This window comes from Streptomyces sp. NPDC057616 (assembly GCF_042800575.1).
Classification (GTDB): domain Bacteria; phylum Actinomycetota; class Actinomycetes; order Streptomycetales; family Streptomycetaceae; genus Streptomyces.
Genome location: NZ_JBHVGU010000090.1, coordinates 1445 through 2860 on the forward strand (window position 1 = coordinate 1445; position 1416 = coordinate 2860).

Below are 1416 nucleotides of genomic sequence, written 5' to 3' on the forward strand. Positions count from 1 at the left end.
TCTGAGACCTGATGCCGAGCCGATTGTGGTGAAGTGGATGATCCTATGCTGTCGAGAAAAGCCTCTAGCGAGTTTCATGGCGGCCCGTACCCTAAACCGACTCAGGTGGTCAGGTAGAGAATACCGAGGCGTTCGGGTGAACTATGGTTAAGGAACTCGGCAAAATGCCCCCGTAACTTCGGGAGAAGGGGGGCCACACCTGGTGAGAACACTTGCTGTTCGAGCTGGGGGTGGCCGCAGAGACCAGCGAGAAGCGACTGTTTACTAAAAACACAGGTCCGTGCGAAGCCGTAAGGCGATGTATACGGACTGACGCCTGCCCGGTGCTGGAACGTTAAGGGGACCGGTTAGTCCGATTTCGGTCGGGCGAAGCTGAGAACTTAAGCGCCAGTAAACGGCGGTGGTAACTATAACCATCCTAAGGTAGCGAAATTCCTTGTCGGGTAAGTTCCGACCTGCACGAATGGCGTAACGACTTCTCGACTGTCTCAACCATAGGCCCGGTGAAATTGCACTACGAGTAAAGATGCTCGTTTCGCGCAGCAGGACGGAAAGACCCCGGGACCTTTACTACAGTTTGATATTGGTGTTCGGTTCGGCTTGTGTAGGATAGCTGGGAGACTTTGAAACGCGGACGCCAGTTCGCGGTGAGTCGTCGTTGAAATACCAGTCTGGTCGTGCTGGATGTCTAACCTGGGTCCGTGATCCGGATCAGGGACAGTGTCTGATGGGTAGTTTAACTGGGGCGGTTGCCTCCTAAAGGGTAACGGAGGCGCCCAAAGGTTCCCTCAGCCTGGTTGGCAATCAGGTGTTGAGTGTAAGTGCACAAGGGAGCTTGACTGTGAGACCGACGGGTCGAGCAGGGACGAAAGTCGGGACTAGTGATCCGGCGGTGGCTTGTGGAAGCGCCGTCGCTCAACGGATAAAAGGTACCCCGGGGATAACAGGCTGATCTTCCCCAAGAGTCCATATCGACGGGATGGTTTGGCACCTCGATGTCGGCTCGTCGCATCCTGGGGCTGGAGTCGGTCCCAAGGGTTGGGCTGTTCGCCCATTAAAGCGGTACGCGAGCTGGGTTTAGAACGTCGTGAGACAGTTCGGTCCCTATCCGCTGTGCGCGTAGGAGTCTTGAGAAGGGCTGTCCCTAGTACGAGAGGACCGGGACGGACGAACCTCTGGTGTGCCAGTTGTTCTGCCAAGGGCATGGCTGGTTGGCTACGTTCGGGAGGGATAACCGCTGAAAGCATCTAAGCGGGAAGCCTGCTTCGAGATGAGGACTCCCACCTCCTATGAGAGGGTAAGGCTCCCAGTAGACGACTGGGTTGATAGGCCGGATCTGGAAGCCAGGTAACTGGTGGAGGTGACCGGTACTAATAGGCCGAGGGCTTGTCCTCAGTTGCTCGCGTCCACTGTGTT

General features: G+C 56.4%; 1 rRNA gene (running past one end of the window). It reads left to right on the top strand.

What is annotated here, in order from left to right:
* Positions 1-1394 (top strand): 23S ribosomal RNA (locus ACFU97_RS46015) (its annotated part extends 1444 nt beyond the left edge of the window); the annotation flags it as partial.
* Positions 1395-1416 lie beyond the last annotated feature (22 nt).